This is a genomic window from Persicirhabdus sediminis, assembly GCF_016595495.1.
GTDB lineage: Bacteria > Verrucomicrobiota > Verrucomicrobiia > Verrucomicrobiales > Akkermansiaceae > Persicirhabdus > Persicirhabdus sediminis.
In genome coordinates this window covers 79,243-94,502 of sequence record NZ_JAENIM010000021.1, presented here as the reverse complement: position 1 = coordinate 94,502, position 15,260 = coordinate 79,243, and the positions used below count along the sequence as shown (strand labels likewise).

11 protein-coding genes are annotated in these 15,260 nt (G+C 49.5%); 9 read left to right on the top strand and 2 right to left on the bottom strand.

Annotated features, from left to right (window positions below):
• Window positions 1–122: 122 nt before the first annotated feature.
• On the bottom strand, window positions 123–557 hold the full coding sequence (locus tag JIN82_RS03990; protein ID WP_200310350.1) for a hypothetical protein: 435 nt from the start codon (window positions 555–557) through the stop codon (window positions 123–125).
• A 141-nt stretch (window positions 558–698) separates the two neighbouring features.
• Here JIN82_RS03990 and JIN82_RS03985 point away from each other — a divergent pair, with 141 nt between their 5' ends.
• The 5 genes from JIN82_RS03985 to nusG all read left to right on the top strand — a co-directional run bounded on the left by JIN82_RS03985 (window position 699) and on the right by nusG (window position 8,154).
• On the top strand, window positions 699–917 hold the full coding sequence (locus tag JIN82_RS03985; protein ID WP_200310349.1) for an RNA-binding protein: 219 nt from the start codon (window positions 699–701) through the stop codon (window positions 915–917).
• A 201-nt stretch (window positions 918–1,118) separates the two neighbouring features.
• Window positions 1,119–1,322 carry a hypothetical protein gene (locus JIN82_RS03980; RefSeq protein ID WP_200310348.1) on the top strand — a complete coding sequence of 68 codons (204 nt, stop codon included), beginning with the start codon at window positions 1,119–1,121 and terminating at the stop codon, window positions 1,320–1,322.
• A gap of 523 nt (window positions 1,323–1,845) precedes the next feature.
• The gene (locus tag JIN82_RS03975) at window positions 1,846–6,975 is read left to right on the top strand and encodes an NPCBM/NEW2 domain-containing protein (protein WP_200310347.1); all 5,130 of its coding nucleotides are present in this window, start codon (window positions 1,846–1,848) and stop codon (window positions 6,973–6,975) included.
• 97 nt (window positions 6,976–7,072) lie between these two features.
• On the top strand, window positions 7,073–7,615 hold the full coding sequence (locus JIN82_RS03970) for a GbsR/MarR family transcriptional regulator (RefSeq protein ID WP_234041760.1): 543 nt from the start codon (window positions 7,073–7,075) through the stop codon (window positions 7,613–7,615).
• On the top strand, window positions 7,612–8,154 hold the full coding sequence (gene nusG, locus JIN82_RS03965; RefSeq protein ID WP_200310345.1) for a transcription termination/antitermination protein NusG: 543 nt from the start codon (window positions 7,612–7,614) through the stop codon (window positions 8,152–8,154). Before JIN82_RS03970 ends, nusG begins: the two co-directional genes overlap by 4 nt.
• Before the next feature lie 17 nt (window positions 8,155–8,171).
• Here nusG and JIN82_RS03960 read toward each other — a convergent pair whose 3' ends face one another.
• Window positions 8,172–9,080, bottom strand: coding sequence for a hypothetical protein (locus tag JIN82_RS03960; RefSeq protein WP_200310344.1), 909 nt, complete (start codon window positions 9,078–9,080; stop codon window positions 8,172–8,174).
• A gap of 406 nt (window positions 9,081–9,486) precedes the next feature.
• On the opposite strand from JIN82_RS03960, the gene JIN82_RS03955 reads away from it, so the two are divergent.
• The 4 genes from JIN82_RS03955 to JIN82_RS03940 are packed head-to-tail and all read left to right on the top strand — an operon-like array spanning window position 9,487 to window position 15,260.
• Complete coding sequence (locus JIN82_RS03955) at window positions 9,487–10,533, top strand: patatin-like phospholipase family protein (protein ID WP_200310343.1); 1,047 nt, start codon at window positions 9,487–9,489, stop codon at window positions 10,531–10,533.
• Window positions 10,530–11,987 (top strand): phenylacetate--CoA ligase family protein, encoded by a 1,458-nt coding sequence (locus JIN82_RS03950; protein WP_234041759.1) that lies wholly within the window; start codon window positions 10,530–10,532, stop codon window positions 11,985–11,987. The genes JIN82_RS03955 and JIN82_RS03950 overlap by 4 nt, the downstream gene beginning before the upstream one ends.
• Before the next feature lie 6 nt (window positions 11,988–11,993).
• Window positions 11,994–13,268: a thiolase family protein gene (locus JIN82_RS03945; RefSeq protein WP_200310342.1), complete on the top strand. Its 1,275-nt coding sequence runs from the start codon at window positions 11,994–11,996 to the stop codon at window positions 13,266–13,268.
• 3 nt (window positions 13,269–13,271) lie between these two features.
• The gene (locus JIN82_RS03940; protein WP_200310341.1) at window positions 13,272–15,260 is read left to right on the top strand and encodes a 3-hydroxyacyl-CoA dehydrogenase NAD-binding domain-containing protein; all 1,989 of its coding nucleotides are present in this window, start codon (window positions 13,272–13,274) and stop codon (window positions 15,258–15,260) included.

Sequence of the window (15,260 nt, the reverse complement as noted above, 5' to 3'; positions counted from 1 at the left end):
CCCAATTTGAGAATGCTAAATTGGAGATGATCTCTAAAAAATGTTCAAGCGTCAGCCAGCGGTGAGTTGAGCGCATCTTTGCAGCTGGTGGCGGAGGAGAAATTCCTCAGCGGAGACTTATTTTAGCCAGCTGGAAGTGATGGTGGCTGGCTGGATTTCTTTTTCGCCCGAATCCAGTAGGGGATGAAGAGGATGAGCAGAAGCAACTGGCTGAGGTCAAAGAGCAATTTGTGGCTGGACCCTATAAAGATGCCGAGTAAAGAGATGAATGTTAGACCAAACATGCAGGGAAGAAAAACGAGCAGCTGAATCCATGCATTAGATAGTTTTGGTAGAAGAGAAAACCTCGTCACGATGAGTAGCAATAGAGGGATGATTAGGCAGCCGAGAGAGACCGGTTCTATCAGAGGGTCGAAGGTGTTAACTTCTATCTCATCGGAAATCAGAAAGAGTTGATACATGATTGTCATGTAGATAACTCCAAGCCAGCCAATCCACATGAGGGCTTGCACCGCAGGGTTGTGCTTTTGTTTGCTGGTGTCGTTAGAATTGGACATGGCTTAGTTAGTGCAGGATCTAATCGTGTTTGTCTAGCTGAAATGAAAACAAGCGCTTTTACTTGACTTCGATTAGATGAGTCCAGATATTGGCAAAGTTCCAGCTTCGTAGGAAGCTAGATTTACAACATAGATTTTACCGTGAGCGATAGAAGAAACAGCGAGTTGTTGCATACAGAGAAGATTCTGGCAGATCGTAAGACATTTTATTTAGATCTGAAACAGAATGCCCGAGGTAAGGTGGTCAAGATCACGGAAGATGTCTCGGGCAACCGCGATACCATCATGGTGCCGGCGGATATTTTGGCTGATTTTATCGCCGCACTGCAAGATATTCAGACGACATCTGAGCAAAGCTAGGGCTGCTGGAGTTTTCTATTGAACATTGGCTTGAGGATAAATGTCTTGATCCTTTAGCTGAATCGTGACAAGCCTTCGGCGCGTTGACGCGTGATGCAGGAGTTATGATCATAAGTTAAAGTGCTTTACAGAACTTAACTATAAAGATTATAATGCTTTCATCTTCTGTGCGTTGCGGAGGCAAAACAATCTGATTTTTTCATGCAAAAAGTTCGTCTATTCATCATTGGAAGTGCGTTGGTACTGTCGCTCTGGCTTGGAGCGTCATACATGCATGAGGTTGATTACCAGACATACCCGAGATTGGGTAAAGGATCGCTACCTCTCAAAGGAGATCTCAGCGGTGCTGTGATCGAGGGTAAAATGAGCCCTGCAGGTGAAGACCTGCAAAGCGCTTCTCGCTAGTTTTCGGCTCCTGAATTCGGGAGCATTTTTTTCTAGCTAGCTGGAAAATGGGTCATCAGGCCCAGCATGATGATGAGCTCAATGAGCTCATTTTTTTTGTCTCTTACACATTGATTTGTATCGGTTTAGTAACAGTGAGGGGAGCCAGATTTCAGGTGGTCTATACGCTGCAAAATGGTAATTCTGTCACATCGATACATATGGATGTGTGATTTCATGTTCTAGCAATTTCGATTATTACACACATGGTTTGTAGATCTGTCTGAGTGTTTTAAATCAGCTAGCTAGATTGAGTCCAAACGCTTGATTAATGTGACTGTGTTGACCCCGAAATGAAATATCACAATATGGATGTTAGCTGGTTAACTTTTGAATAACGAAATAACCCTCATGTATTCCTGATAGACTTCATATCATTTGTGCGTGTTTCGGAGTTCAATTTTTTACCGTCAGCTCATCGCCTCTTCATCGGAAAATAACCCAGCCAGTGAAGGAGAAAACGACACTCACAAGCACAAAACAAATGAAGATCTCACGGAGACAAACACGTGAAACCCTCCTAACATCCGCGGCAATGTTAGTCTTAGCATCAGCCTCAATCTTGAGAGCTGGCACTACTGAAATTACTGCTATCAACGATTATCAGAACGGATTCACTCTAGGCCAAAATATTGGCAGCGAGGCGGAGACTGTTGTGGTCAATGGTGACCAGATTAACATTAACGGCCCCTGTTATGTTGGTTTGGCTGGAAGTGATAACCAACTTAACTTAAGCCAACAAGCTCAACTTCAAGTCAATGATTTGCTGTGGGTGAGTTCATCGTCAGGAGCATCAGGCAATACTATTAAAGTAGAGAATTCTACACTCAAAGCGGGGCGCCTAGGCATTGGACCAGGTGGAACCGTTCAGCTAGAAAATAGTGTCTTGTCTATTGTGCCTCATACTCTTCGCTCGGCTTCTAACGTCGCGCTCAATAAGCCAGCTACGGCAGCCAATTACGTTAGTGGGAAAGGGCCAGATCGCATCACCGATGGTAATCCTAAGACTAACTGGCATGATTTCTACCGTGATAGCCACACCCTGATGGTGGACTTACAAGATGTGTATACAGTTTCGCGCTGGGTGATGAGGATGACCAGCCCTTACGAGGTGGGCTCGGGGAAGGTCTTCTACAACTACCGCCTGCAATACAGTACCAAGTCTAATCCAAGCTTGAGCAAAGATAGCGACTGGATTGACCTCGATGTGGTGACTGGCAATGTGTTGGAAATTACTGATCGTAATTTTACTCCTAAGCAAACTCGCTACGTTCGCATTCTGGTAGATAAACCTTGTGAAAATACCAAGGACACATATCGCGGAAATTTGTATCAATTCGAACTCTATGAGTCATTCAACCTTGATTGGCAGAATCAGTATGGCTCTATCGCTCTTGATGGTTCGTTAGAGTTTGATACCGGCTCTGAACTGCATCTTGAATATGCGAGTGAGTGTTCCATGCCGGTAGCTGTGAATCCATTTGGTGAAAAGATGAATGCTGAGTTGTTTGCCAAATACCGCAACTTGCCAATCTACATGGTCAATCAGGCTAATGGAAAGAAAGAGCTGTTGGAGCCTCAAGATCATTTCTGGAAGCGCAAAAATGCAAAGTTACCTCACTACTTTGAGCTGCCATATAAGGAAACAGGCAAACGCGATGTTAGTTACCTCGCGCCTGATGCCTTTTCCCCAGAACGTCTAGCTGAGGGGGAAGCCATCTATCTGGAGAAGTGTGGCGCTTGCCATACTGATAGTGGCAAAGACCTAGTGATGTTTGGTGAGTCATTTGCTCCAGCGCGTGTGGTTTCTAGTACCAAAAAATTTGCAGGCGCGCTCGGTGATGCAGAAGCAGGTGAGAAAGTTTACGAATTTCTACGCTACAATCACCCTGGGCCATTTATGACCATGGATGAGCCATTCTTGCAGTCAGGGCCGTTAGGCACAGCTCCAGGAAGCAACAATCCGCCATTGAATAAGGGCGGAGATTTCTGGCCAGCGTGGACGGGCCATGAAACGGCAACCATCGAGGACATTCATTTTGACTACCACGACTACAACAGATCGGTAGAGTTTATCAGCAAAAACATGCTCAACTGGAAGGAGTGGATGCCTCATTTTATCCCGCCAGCTTATTCACAGGAGCCAATCCGCGAATTGCTAACAAAGGGCACAACACCGGGCATGGTGGCACAAACATCATCCTTGTTTAACTCTCTCTATTCGCCTCTAAAAAATTCCAGTTCTGGCTGGGACTATGACTCACTGGCGATGGCTCAGTACGCGCAAGACGGCTGGAATAAGATCCAGGCATATGAATACCAACTCCCTACGTGGGTAGGTGGAGAATGGACTGATGCGCCATGGACAAAAAATGGCTATTGGGATTTTGCTCCTAATAGTTCTATGGACGACGTGCTGCTGCTGCACGGTGTGATTAGTGCCAAAAAAGATATCTCTGGCGATGCTACCCGCACCGCTCAGTACCGCAGATTGCGTTACGGATGGTGGGAGACACATTCAGCTCTCGCGCCCACACGTGATTATGACGACGGCGTCGGACGCTTCTGGTCTGCTTGCTGGTACACTGGCCAAGCGAGTGGCATGGCATCCTTTAACAGATTGTTGCTAGAGAAATATAGACTGGCTAATTTAGCGAAAAATTACCCGACCTATGTGAATGGAAAAAAGGATTCCGCTTACAGAGAGTGGGCGCACATTCAATACCGTTATGGTTTGATGGATAAGGATGACCCACAAGACATACAGTCTTATGTGGAGTATACATCCTATCTGATTTGGAAAGCAATGTTGGGAACGGAGCTTGCTAGCGGCTCAGGCAGCCAAGTCACCTGCGGATACTGCGGCGGCGACGGTTGTAGCTACTGTAACAATACCGGCATGGTATCTAGCGGTTTTGATCCCAATGAGTACTCAGGTGTCTATACTGATATCCTAAGTGAATACGGCCAAGAAGTAGCTGACTTTTTCCAAGTAGTCACTCAGCGCCGCTCTAACCAGCCTAGCTGGAAGGGGGACCTGAAGCGCCCAGTGCTACTTGCTCGTGGTCCTTCACATATTGGAGTAGGTCAGTCTTATAATCTGCACATCCTGCGAGCAGAAGGTCGCGATGGCGATGTTGTTGTCTCTTGTAGTAACTTACCATCTGGCGCGACATTAGTGCGTCAGCCAGACAGCCATGGAGATCACGATTATTACATCCGCTGGACACCGAAGTCTTCAGACATCGGCAACTATCAGCTGGCGATCAAAGGCCAGGGAAGTGTGGGGCAAACGACGATCTATTTTGATCTGCAAGTTTCTAACTTAGGACCAGCTCCTGAGCTGCGCACGGTGCCAGAACAGCATAGCATTGTTGTAGGCCAGCAGCTAACCGTGCCAATTGCGGTGCAGACAGATTTTGTGTCGCCGATGGAAATCAGCATGTCAGGTCAGGTTGGTCGTGTTATTGAAAATGCACGCGGCTTTGGCGGCGTGTATACGGTGGTGGCTGAAGAGCATCTCGTGGGGGCTCATGAAATCACCCTGCGCGCCACTGACCAACACGGACGCGTTTCCGAAAAAGTCATGCAGCTGAGTATTCTAGCAAACTCAGCGCCAAAAATCACCATGACCAAACCAGGAGAAGGTCCGGGCGGCTTCAAAAACATCTTCCGTGCCAAAGCGGGGGAAACGCTGCGCATCGAGTTTGATGTGGAGGAGCCAGATGGCGATACCGTTCACCTGAGCAAGTCTATTGGCTTCCCTGGATACTTTGATGGCAATTCTTATGTCTATAAAGTTAGCAATGATGTAGCTAAGCATTTCCCTGGACCTAACGTGCTGACGGTGACGGCCACGGATACCAATGGTAATGCTTCTGATCTCGTGATGTTAGTCTACTTTGAGGAATCTAATGTCGCTGTTGACCACTATCCATATGCGGTGACAGCAGGCCACCAGATTGTGGCTAGCGGCTCCACTGTCTATCTTGATGGCACGGGCTCGGATGATCCAAATGGCAGTGAAATCAGCTACCAGTGGGAGGTGAAAACCGAGCATGGTCCGTCCGTTAGCCTTACCAGAGCTAAACAGAGCATTGCGAATTTCACCGCTCCCGTAGTTAGTGAACCTACAACTTTCACCTTCCACCTCAAGGTGACTAACAAGGAAGGTCTATCTGATTACGATGTAGCTCGCGTCAAGGTTATGCCGCCAGGTGCGAATTTGAATCAGCTAGCCAGCATAGAGAGCTCTGCGGCTAGCGACGAAAATGAGATCTATGAATCAGTACGTCGCCTGTACCCAGCTAGTGAAGCCTTCATTATGCGAGGTGAAGTAGTGACATTGGCTGATGCTGCCGATAAGGTGGACAAACTCTATCTGGAGAATGCGACTACTAACCAGTGTGCTTATTTCCCAAAAAATAACTCAGCATACATTGTGTGGAATGTAGAAGTGCCAAGTAGTGGTCAGTACCTGCTGAACATTCCTTATTATTCAACTGATTCTAGCCCGTCGCGTAACGTTAACTTAGTGGTCAATGGTGCTGGCGCAGATGCGGGTGAGTTTGATCTAGTGGGGCAATCAGTCACTGTATCAGGCCGCATTAACCAACAAGATTCAGGTGTGGCTCTAGGGACTAAAGATAGCCTAACGAGTCCAGTTAGCCGCTACAAAGATCGTTACATTTGGTGTCAGCTCAAGGAAGGCGGCAATTCTATCGAGTTGCAGATTAAGAGTGGTAAAGAGCTCTACATCGATTCGCTGCAGCTAGCTCAGGGTCCAGGATTTGGCAATTACAGCTCAGTTACTTTTGGTGATCTTGAGCTGCAAGAGCCACTTCAGTTAGTTGGCTTCCCTGATGCTGCGGTCTTCCTATCAGACATGCCTTTGGTAAGCTCTCAAAATGGCTGGCAGAAGCTTGGGGTGGATGCCCTGAATAATAATGTTAGTCCGATTGTAATGGGCAACTGGGTTTATGAAAAAGGATTTGGTTTCCATACGCCGAGTGTCTTGGAATTTAACCTCAAAGGTAATTACCTGCGCTTTGTGTCTGACACTTTCTGTTATACAAATTTTGATAACCCGCAATCAACCTTGTTGGAATTCAAGGTTTACGGTGATGGCAAGCTGATCTATCAGGGGGCTCCAGCTGGCCAGGCCGACATGGCTGAGCACATCGATATTGATGTCGTCGGCGTCAATCTGCTCAGACTTGAGGTGAATCAAGTCTACGAAGGCAGACATCCATTTGGAGTTTGGGCTGGGGCTTACTTGCTGCCAAATAACTACGAAGGATGGAAGGCTCACGAGCTAACTTCGAGCGATACGATCAAGGTGCTGAGTGCGCAGGCTCTGCAGCCAGTTCCGGCAGATGTCTCCTTTGATTTCTACGCTTTCATGGGCAAGAAACCAACGATCCAAGGCGGCAAAGACGGTTCATTTAGCGTGGCTCACGGCATGCGCGACAAGATGGAATACAAGGTGGAAACCTCAGAAGATCTGGTCAATTGGTCCAGCTATAAGCAAACGCCTGAGGTGATTGATGGGGTGAAAAATTACCCATTGGAAAAAGGTAAAGAGAAAATATTCATTCGCGTAAGCGCAGAATAGAAAAGCTGAAACGCCGCACTTCAGCCAGCTGGAATGGTTTCCAGCGGCTGAGGTGATGGCTAATGGATTTGGGGAAATGCGCAAAGTTCAAAAATAATTGAACTCTGCGCATTTTTACGTCATTATCATCGTCATGAGCATGGGCAGTGAAGCATCGGATGAGATCCTATCCCTAGAGAAACAGATGGTCAGTTATTTTAGCGATGGCGCTAAATTGCTAGGTTTACCAAAATCTGTAGGAGAAATGTACGGCCTGCTCTATTCCAGCCGCGAGCCCTTAGCGATGGATGAAATGGTCCAGCGGCTAGAAATTAGCAAAGGTTCAGCGAGCCAAGGCATCAAGATGCTGCGCACTCTGGGCGCCGTGCTAGAGGAGAATAAACCCGGCGACCGCAAGACGTATTACAAAGCTGACGTCGAGCTCAAGCGCTTGGTTGGTGGGTTTATTAAAGAGGAGATTCGTCCGCATATGGAGAGTGGCTCACGCAAGCTGAAAGCGCTAGAAGGCGACGTTGATGCCCTGCCAGCTGGCGAGGAAAAAGAGTTCTTATTAGAGCGCGTCGAGCGCCTAGAACGTTGGTCTAAGCGCGTGCAGATGGTATTGCCACTGCTGCAGAAATTTCTCGGAACAAAATCATGAATGAGCAACCCCAGCTGGCTTGGTATTGTGTGCGCTGTCAACCAAAGCGCGAGCACATCGCCGCAGGACAGCTCCGCCAGCTGGATGGTGTGGAGGTCATTTGCCCGCGGCTGAAATACCGCAAGGCGACCAAACGCGGCAAAATTTGGTGGCTGGAAGCGATGTTTCCCGGCTATCTATTTGCCAAGTTCGACCGCCAGAAAATGGAGCGAGCTGTGCGGTATGCCTATGGCGTGCTCACCATCGTGAAATTTGGTGATTTCATGCCCACGATCAACGAGGAATTCATCCACGCGCTGCAGAGCCAGCTGGAAGAGGGGGAAACCGTGGTGCTCAAGCCGAGCATCGAGATTGGCGATGAAGTAGAAGTCGCCTACGGGCCATTAGAAGGTATGCAAGGTGAAGTGGTCGAGCTGCTCGGCGGCAATGATAGAGTGAGAATGTTAATTGAGATGTTAGGGTCTAGGCAAGTTGTCGACGTCGACCTCTTTTCTCTCATTCTCCAGCAGGAAATTGATGAATCTGGCGATGGCCAATAAGCTGGCTGGCGGACTTGTTAGCTGCGTCTTCTCTGGCTAACAAAGACTAAAGCCGCCAGAGCTGCGTAGATTGCGGAGCTAGGCTCGGGCACGGCGGTAAATGCGCCGCTATAGGTGCTAGTGATCCAGTCTAGAGTGCCAGACGTACGCACCATGATGTTGTTAGCTTGGTAAACTTCAGGGTACTCACTTTCAGAAACCAGCCCGGCGATCATCCACTGGCCATTGACCTGAATCCAGCCAGCGGCACCACTATCACCACTGGCTTGGTGAGCTTCCAGCTGCAGGCTGGTATGAGCAGCCGAGTCGAAGTCAAACTCAAAAGTGGTGGCGGTCATCGCGCCATCGATGATATTTTGGCCCGCCGCGCGGCCAGAGCCGAAATTGTCAAAATCTTGCCCCGCCAGCCCGGTGCCGCGAAATCCAGTACCTATCCAGGTGACAACTTTGCCTGCCTCTTGGTCGCCATCGTAAAAGATAGGATTCACCGCATCTAGAATCACGATGGGCTGGTCGATTTGTAAAATGGCGATGTCGGCGACATCATTGCGCCAGTGAGTCACGCTCGCTGAGCTGAGTGTGGTCGTTTGACCTTGCCAGTCGGTATATTCAAAACCAGTGGAGACGAAGCCATTGGCTGACTTACTAGAATGACCTGCGATGAGAATGTAGCTGGAGCCATTAGCATTGCCTAGCCAGGTGCCCGAGCTGCTATTGGCGCTGACGCCATCACCCCACTGCAAACACGCTTTGAAAACATCCTGTTGGGCGAAACTACTATGCTGGCTGTAGCCCGCATCCACATGATCCACAGATGGATCTAGCTGCCCGCCATTGTTGGTAAAAACATCATCGCGAATCACCACCGCACTAAGCGGAGAAACCAATGCCAGGAGTGTGAGAGGAGCTGCCAGCCAATTCTTCATAAACGTCTGTATGATGGTTTGTTCAGGTCTTGCAAGCGCATAATCATCAAGGAGTCGGCTAGCTTGCTGCATTTCCTCTAGCTAAGAGCTGTGGCCTATTCATCGACGGAAAGTAGCGGCTCAGAGAGAAATTCTAGCTAGCTGGCTGAGATCTAGCGAATTCATAACGAAATGTTCTATCATTTGACAAATTTCTAGCTGGCTGGCTCCGCTGGATTTGCAATCGGTAACATCCTTGATATGCGAGTGATTAGAGAACTTGAGTTTGTTGGGTGAGGAGCTTTATCTATTGACCGTAAAAGAATAAGCGGTGGTCAAGGTGTGGCACTTGCCTAAAAACTGTGGTATCTTGCAGGATGAAATTAGAGCGTATCATTTTCCAATCATTAGAGAGGAGTGTTTGATCATGCACCATCCCGCCAATCCCCACAAACAAGCAGCTCAACCAGCGGTAAACCCATCAGCTGGTGATGGCTCACGTCAACACGCTGCCGCCAAGCCCGCGCCGCCGCATGCCCCTGCGAAAAAGCCAGCTGGCTGGCATGAGGTGAAGTTTGGTCTCGCGCTATCATCTGGCGGCGCCAAGGGGCTGTCTCATCTCGGGGTGATTCAGGTGCTAGAAGAGCAAGGCGTGCCCGTGACGGCGGTGGCGGGAACGAGCATGGGCAGTTATATTGCCGCGCTGTGGGCAGCTGGCTGGGATGGACAAAAACTCCATCAGCTGGCGGATGAAATGAAAGACGCCCATGCATTACGCAAAATTGCCGATTTTGATTTCCCCTTCACCCGTGGTTTTTTTAAGGGAGAAAAAGCACGTGACCACCTGATGGAGAGCATTGGGGCGGTGACATTTAGCCAGCTGAAAAAGCAGTTATTGATCGTAGCCGCAGATCTAGAAAGCTACGAGCGGGTAGTTTTTAACCAAGGCATCGTAGCCAATGCGGTGCACGCCAGCTGTGCGATTCCTGGCATTGTCACGCCCGTGACGGTGGATGATAGAAGCCTGATAGACGGTGGCGTGGTGGAGCCGCTACCAGTGGATGCGCTGCACGAATTTACCGAGGTAGACTACGTCATCGCCTCGACTGCATTTCCTGATTACAACGAACTCCACGACGCAGCTCTGCGAGGCGAGACCGCTTATCATAGCGAGGGAATTTGCAGCCGCTTTGAGGGAAAAATGCTAGAGTGGTGTGGGCGTATCAATCCGGTGGGAAAAGGCCATCGATTAGATGTGATGAGCCGGTCATTGCAGATTGCGCAAATTCGCATGGCTCACGAATCTACCAAAAAGGCTGACGTGGTGGTGGATTGTTATGCCGGCCAGCCAAGCCAGTGGTACGACTTCGCTCACGCCGAACAATTTATTGAGATGGGCCGAAAAATGGCTCTGGCTCAGATGCCTAAGATTTCTGAGTTGATAGAAAACCATGTGAAACGAGGTGCCGCATGAAAAGCTTAAGAAAAAATTGGTGGGCTAACGCTCTGCCTATGGAAACTCAGTTGATGCAAAACCAGCTATTGCGCTCGCTCATTCGCGATCGTGTAGCGCCATTTTCTAAGTTCTATCGAGCGCTGTTTGCTCGTGAAGATATTGACCCTAACTCTATTAGGACGACCGCTGACCTGCAGCGTCTGCCATTCACATCCAAGGCTGATTTGATAGATCCTAAAGACTTTGTATTGATCCCAGATGAAGAAGTTCTGCGCAAGCAGGCGTCGACATGGAAAATGATCCTGCGCAATGGCCCCAGCCAAGCAAAGAAATTGTTGGAGCGTGAGCTGAGGCCGATTTTCATGACCAGTACAACTGGCCGCTCAGCGGCTCCCGTGCCCTTTTTATACACCGCGGAAGATATTCATTTGCTAGAGGAATCTGGCCGTCGTTTGATGGCTATTTGTAACACCCAGCGCGACTACCGCGCGGTGAATGCTTTCCCATTCGCTCCCCATCTCGCATTTTGGCAGGCCCACTATGCGTCCACCGCTGCTGGTGTGTTCGCTCTATCAACAGGTGGCGGCAAGGTGATGGGGTCGTTAGGTAACGTGGAAAGCATTTCTAAAATCAATCCAGACTTGTTGATTGCGATGCCCACATTTCTCTATCACTTGCTGCAGCAAGCCCTTGAACAGGGGCGCAGCTGGGATCATCTCAAACAGGTGGTGTTAGGTGGTGAGAAAGTGCCTATTGGCATGCGCCGCAAGCTGCATGAATTCTGCACGGACCTGGGCGCGCCAGATGTGGAAATCATCTCAACCTACGCCTTTACCGAAGCCAAGATGGCCTGGGCGGAATGCCCGCCGCCGCTCGGTGGCAAGACCACTGGTTTTCATACCTATCCAGATTTGGGTTTCATTGAGATCATCGATCCTGACACTGGCGAGCGAGTACCTGAAGGCCATGGCGGCGAGATTGTTTATACAGCGCTGCAGAGCCGTGGATCGGTGGTGCTGCGCTACCGTACTGGTGACCTGATAGAGGAAGGGCTGCATTATGGAAAATGCCCACACTGCGGGCGAACATGCCCACGGCTGGTTGGGAGAATTTCTCGTGTTTCCGACATCAAGAGCATGAAAATTGATAAGCTCAAAGGCACATTGATAGATTTCAATCAGCTAGAAAATATCCTCGATGATACCGATGGGCTAGGCGCCTGGCAGATGGAGCTGCGCAAGCTCAATGATGATCCATTAGACCTCGATGAAATCGTCATCCACGCCGTAGCTATCAGTGATAACAAAGAACAGCTGGCTACTAGAATTCGCAAGAGACTCAAAGAGGAAACCGACTTGAGCCCAAATGAAGTGAAGTTCCATGACTGGGAAACGCTGCGTAAAATGCAGGGCGTCGGCGTGGAGCTGAAAGAGAAAAAAGTTGTTGATAACAGACCGCAAAATGAACCCTAAACTGCCATGCAAATTCTAGCAGCCATAAGAAGCCCGTTCATCCGTATGGGCACTGATTTTGCTAATCTCAGCGCCGTTGACCTTGGCCGCGAAGTTGTGGCGGCTTTGTTAGCCCGCACTGGCATCGATCCAGCTGAGATTGACGAAGTGATTATGGGCTGTGTTTGTCAGCCGGTAGATGCGGCTAACATTGCTCGTGTTATCGCGCTGCGCGCAGGTATTCCCAAGCACGTTCCAGCCATGACGGTGAACCGCAATTGCGCATCGGGGCTGGAGGCTATCACGACCGCCGCCGAGCGCATCGCCGCTGGTCGCGGTAGTTTGTATGTAGTCGGCGGGGTTGATAGTATGAGCCAGGTGCCGTGGCTGTATCGGCAGTCAGCTATCGGCAAATTTATGCAGCTCGCTAAGGCGCGATCGTTAGGTCAAAAATTCTCGGCTGCGATGAATTTCAGACCAGCTGATTTTTCCCCGCTGATAGGTTTGAAGTTAGGCCTCACTGATCCAGTAAGTGGACTGAATATGGGCGAGACGGCTGAAGTGCTAGCTAGAGAGTTTGGCATCACTAGGCAAATGCAGGACGAGTTTGCCGTGAACTCACAGCTCAAGGCTGCGGGAGCTGGAAAATTTCTAGCAGACGAAGTGACACCATTTTTTATCAATGGCCATGTGGTGGACCGTGACAATGGCATACGGGGAGATTCATCCATCGATAAATTGGCCAAGTTAAAGCCGGTTTTTGACCGTAAAACAGGATCCGTGACTGCTGGTAACTCGTCGCAAATTACCGATGGCGCTGTGGCATTGTTAGTCGCTAGCGAACAAAAGGCTCACGAGCTGGAGAAGTGGTACGGCATCTCTCCCATCGCACAGCTGCGAGCATACGCTTATGCAGGCTGCGACCCTAAACGCATGGGGCTGGGCCCCGTTCACGCGATCCATAAAGCGCAACATCTATCAGGTCTGCGGCTACAAGATGCCGATACCGTGGAGATTAACGAGGCGTTTGCCGGCCAAGTGCTCGCATGTTTGCAGGCATTGAAGGAACCATCAGCAGCTCAGCATGCTGGCTGCGATCAGGCCTTAGGTGAGATTCCTGAGCATAAGTTAAACCCACACGGCGGCGCCATCGCCCTAGGGCACCCAGTCGGCGCAACTGGTGCTAGGTTAGTCCTAACGGCGATGCATACCATGCACCAAGGTGGCGGACAAAAAGCATTGGTCTCATTGTGCATTGGTGGCGGGCAGGGTGCGGCTCTTTGGTTAGAAAAAATGGAGTGAATTATGAAATACATTCAACGCAGTAACATAGGAGAAATCGCGGTGCTCAGTTTTGACCGACCGGGAGCTTCGGCGAACTTATTTGATGGCGCGGTACTGCAAGAGTTAGAGGTGCATGTATCGGCGATAGAATCTGATCCTCTGGTTAGAGGATTGTTGATCCGATCAGCAAAAGAGAAAATCTTCATCGCGGGCGCCGATATTAAAACCCTAGCTGGAGCATCTGAACAGGAGTTGTTAGTGCTGCTGCAAATGGGACAGAATGTTTTTCAGCGCATTGAAAATTTAAAGATTCCAACCGTGGCTGCCATTCATGGTGCCTGCGCTGGTGGCGGCTGTGAAATTGCTCTCGCTTGCGACTGGCGCATCGCATCCGATGCCTCATGCACACGCATTGGTTTACCTGAAACATTGCTAGGCATTGTGCCTGCGTGGGGTGGCTCAACGCGTCTACCTAAGTTGATTGGCCTACCTCAGGCGCTGCAGTTAGTACTGGCTGGAAAGTTGCTCAAAAGCAAGGCGGCGAAGGCTAAAGGGCTGGTCGATGAGGTATGCGCGGCAGAGAACCTATTCCAATACAGCTTGAGTTTCATGGCCAAAAAGAAACCTCAACGCAAAAACCACTGGCTGACAAATAACCCGCTTAGCGCCATGCTGATAGGTAGTAAGGCGAAGTCTATGATGATGGCCAAATCTCGCGGCCATTACCCAGCGCTCAAGGAGTCTATCAAACTTCTAGTGAAAGCGCCTAACGTTTCCAGTCGTCAGAGTCTGGCGATGGAGAGGAAAGCCTTTGTTAGCTTGCTGCAGCGTCCAGAGACTCGCAGGCTCACAGAGCTCTTCTTTTCAAATGAGGCGGCGCGCAAGCTGAAACCAAATGATCATCGTGCGCGCATGGTTGAGAGGACAGCAGTGATTGGCGCAGGTGTTATGGGCAGTGGCATTTCTTATTGGTTGAGTACTCGTGGCAAAAGTGTATTGCTGCAGGATGTTAATAATGAAGCACTGGCTTCTGGCATGGCGGGAATTAGTAAAACCTACAAACAAGCGCTGAAGAAGCGTGTTGTTAGTAAGTGGCAGATGCAAGCTGGAATGGATAGAATCCAGCCCATGAGTGAGCCGGTTAGTTTGCAGCGCTGTGGGCTGGTAATTGAGGCCGCCACAGAGAATTTAGAGTTGAAGAGGAAAATTTTTGCTGACCTGAGTGAAAGGTCTGGCCCAGAAACGGTGCTGGCTAGTAATACTTCGGCGCTGCCGATTCACCAACTAGCTGATGTGGTTCACCGGCCAGAACGCCTGCTAGGGCTGCATTTTTTTAATCCCGTGCCTATGATGAAACTGGTAGAGGTTGTTGTTACCGAGCAGACCGATGAGGTCAGCGTAGCTACCGCGGTGAAGTTTGTTCAATCTATCGGCAAGCTGCCTGTGGTGGTTAAAGATTCACCTGGATTTTTGGTCAACCGCATTCTCATGCCCTACATGTTGGAAGCGGCTCATTGGTACGAGCGCGGTGTGGATATAGAAACGCTGGACCGCGTAATGCTAGATTATGGTATGCCTATGGGGCCAATTCATTTGATGGATGTTGTGGGCATTGATGTGGGACAATATGTGGCCAATACTCTGGTGGAGGCATATCCAGAGCGCATGCAAATGCCCGAACTGCTGCAGCAGTTGCTAGAAATGAATATGCTCGGGCAGAAATCTGGCTGTGGGTTTTACCTGTATAAAGGGAAAAAGAAAGTGGGCGTGAACCCGCAGCTAGTAGGCCAAGTGAAACCGCAGCAGGCTCCAAAAGATCTAGCTGAGCAGTTAGCTAGAAAAATGAGTGAGGAAGCCGCGTTGTGTCTGGCTCAAGGAGTGGTGAGCTCGGCGAGTGTGTTGGATTTTGCCATGGTGATGGGAACTGGTTATGCGCCATTCCGTGGCGGGCCACTGCGAGCATCTGATGATTTTGCTTGGGCCGATGAGAAGTTTTATAAGGAGGAATGA